This is a genomic window from Halochromatium sp. (assembly GCF_054919635.1).
In genome coordinates this window covers 1-2,661 of record NZ_JBUDPI010000446.1, presented here as the reverse complement: position 1 = coordinate 2,661, position 2,661 = coordinate 1, and the positions used below count along the sequence as shown (strand labels likewise).

The 2,661-nt window shown below is 65.5% G+C and carries 3 protein-coding genes; 1 reads left to right on the top strand and 2 read right to left on the bottom strand.

The annotated features are described in order from the left end of the window. The coding region (locus ACY693_RS18060; RefSeq protein ID WP_462323198.1) for a helix-hairpin-helix domain-containing protein at nucleotides 1–818 on the bottom strand (818 nt) is incomplete at its 3' end. A 423-nt stretch (nucleotides 819–1,241) separates the two neighbouring features. Between ACY693_RS18060 and ACY693_RS18055 the strand changes: the two genes are divergently transcribed. Then, nucleotides 1,242–1,937 (top strand): hypothetical protein, encoded by a 696-nt coding sequence (locus ACY693_RS18055; RefSeq protein ID WP_462323197.1) that lies wholly within the window; start codon nucleotides 1,242–1,244, stop codon nucleotides 1,935–1,937. Between the two features lie 136 nt (nucleotides 1,938–2,073). Here ACY693_RS18055 and ACY693_RS18050 read toward each other — a convergent pair. Beyond that, nucleotides 2,074–2,661: dienelactone hydrolase family protein (locus tag ACY693_RS18050; RefSeq protein ID WP_462323196.1), on the bottom strand; the 588-nt coding region annotated here is incomplete at its 5' end.

Sequence of the window (2,661 nt, the reverse complement as noted above, 5' to 3'; positions counted from 1 at the left end):
ATCCTGCGTACCGCGATGTTGTGGGCCTTGGAGCCCGTGAAGTAATGCAATGCGGCGCCGTAGGCGGCTTCAGGCATCAGGCGCAGGTCCACTTGCAGGTTCGAGCGCAGCACGACCGTCGAGCGGGTCTCGCCCTGGGAGACGATCTCGCGGACCTCTTCATGGCCCGTGAATCGCTCCATCACCGCTGATCCTTCTTCAGCGGTGACCAGGATATCGAGATCGCCGACCGTCTCCTTGCGGCGGCGGAAGCTGCCGGCGATCGCGAGCTGCTTGACGCCTTCGATCGCGCCCAGATCCTCGGCGAGCGTGCTCGCGACCTCCTCGGCCTCCATCAGCCGCGTGCGCGCCTCCTGGCCCTGGCGCCGGGCGAGGTGCTCGGCAATGGTCTCCTCGGTCTTGCGACCAAAGCCCTCGAGCTGGCGCACTCGCTGCTGATCGATGGCCTGCTTGAGATCATCGAGATTCTCGATGCCTAGGTCGTGATGCAGCGCCTTGACCCGTTTCGGCCCGAGGCCAGACAGCTGCATCAGCTCGCTCAATTGGGCCGGCAGGGTCTCCTCGAGCTCATCGAGCTGGGGCAGCTCGCCGGTTTGGGCGATGGTCGCGATCTTCTCGGCCATACCTTTGCCGATGTCGGGCAGCTCGGTGAGATCGTCGCCATGCTCAACCCGATCGGCGACGCTTTGCGCCAGCCCGGAGACGGTCTGCGCGGCCTGGCGATAGGCGCGCACCCGGTAGGCATTGCCGCCTCCGATCTCCAGCAGGTCGGCCGCGCGCTCGAGCCGATCAGCAATCTCTTGGTTATGGATCGTCATAGCATCGGGATGAGTGTTGTATCGTTGAGCACGGGTTCAAAACAACCATCGATCGCTGATTTGCCCCACCCGAAGCGGCCAACGAGCCATTCCGGCCCATGGCGCGGCTTGTGAGCAAGCCAGCCCTGGAATCGGCCCTTCAGGTCGTCGGTCGTCAAGCAATCGGGGGGCCAAGCATCTTGGAACTCGCCGTCCTCTGTGTCAGTCGTTGTAGCGATCCTGACTGCTCCAGCATGGAGGTTGCCCGGCGCCAAGCCCGTTGCTGGGCACGGCTGTTGCAGACCTCCGAGCAAACAGCGGGGAGCTTGCTGAGAACGCGACGCAATGGCCCGCAGGGGCCCCGGCTCGCGATCCGCCGCTACGCCCAGACGCGCGACCGCGCCTATCTCCTGCCATGGAGCTTGAGACCCGATGAGCACAGTGATGACCGTTATAAAGCCCCAGCTTTCACGCAGACGACCGGATGCCGCGCTGCAACTGATTAGCGCCGCACTGGTGGCCGCACTGGCGACCACCGAGCTGGCCGCTCAAGCACCGGTTGACCCGACCGAGCCCGGTGAGGCGACACGCACACCAACGGGCGAGCCCTGGCGGGGCACCCTCCAGAGCGGCGCCGAGGTCTGGGTCGACCCGCGGACCAACCGGCCAGTGACCCGAGGACCCGGCTACCAGACGCAGCTCTGGGACGGCGTCTATCGTCTGGACGACGGCACCGAGCTGCACGTGCGCGGCGGCCGAGTGGTGCCTACCAGCGAGATGCTCAAACGCCGACAAGCGACGCCAATGCCACCGCCACCGGAGGCCGGGGCTGATGCTCAGGCGCCTAATGCTGGGGAGATCGCACAGCCGAGCGCGGCAAGATCAGCAGCTGCTGGAAACCGTCCATGCCAAGTGCTGGCTGAGCAGGCATGCGGTCGCGACAATGCCTGCGCAGAAGCCACCAAGTGCAGCGCCGCCCATCAGCTGGTCGAGATGGCCGCTGAGCAGCGGTCGCAGCAGGCAAACCCCGAGGCGATCACTGGCACTGGACTCAAGTGCCGCGAAGCGCTCAGCGACAGCTTCTTCGCGCCCTGTCAAGCCGCTGCCGCCGGCGAGGCAGGCACAGCGCCGAAACGCTGAGCCCAAATGCTGGGCCCAAATGCTGAGCCAGTCCGCGAAGCGTCCCGTCAATCCCGCAGCGGCGACGCTGATCATCATTGAGCGCATCGACCGCCGATCGGTCTGATGCCTCTGCCAAGGGTGGCCGGTGGCCGATTCAGAAATGCTCCAAGAACCAGTCGCGAGCGAGTAAGGCAACGGTATCGAGCTTGCCAGCCTCCTCGAACAGATGGCTGGCGCCCGGAACGATCTCCAGCTTGGGCTCGATACGCATCTTGCGCGCTGCGCTGCGGTTCATCTCAATCACTTGCTGGTCGAGGCTACCGACGATCAGCAGGGTTGGCTGCTCGACCTCGGACAATGCCTCGCCGGCAAGGTCCGGTCGCCCGCCGCGCGAAACCAGGGTCCGAACCGGCTGCGGCCGCCGAGCCGCGGCCCCGAGTGCGGCGGCAGCGCCGGTGCTGGCGCCGAACAGTCCTATCGGCAGCGACGAGGTGCGTTGATCGGCGACAGCCCACTCGACCCCTTGCACAAGGCGCTCGACCAGTAGCGCAATATCGAAGCGCAGCTCGGCCGTGAACTGGTCGATCTGATGCTCCTCGGGGGTGAGCAGATCGAAGAGCAAGGTGGCGATACCTCCGCGGTAAAGGACGTCGGCAACCGCCTGATTACGACGGCTGAAGCGACTGCTTCCGCTTCCGTGGGCGAACAGTACCAAGCCGCTCGGCTGCTGTGGAAGATCGAG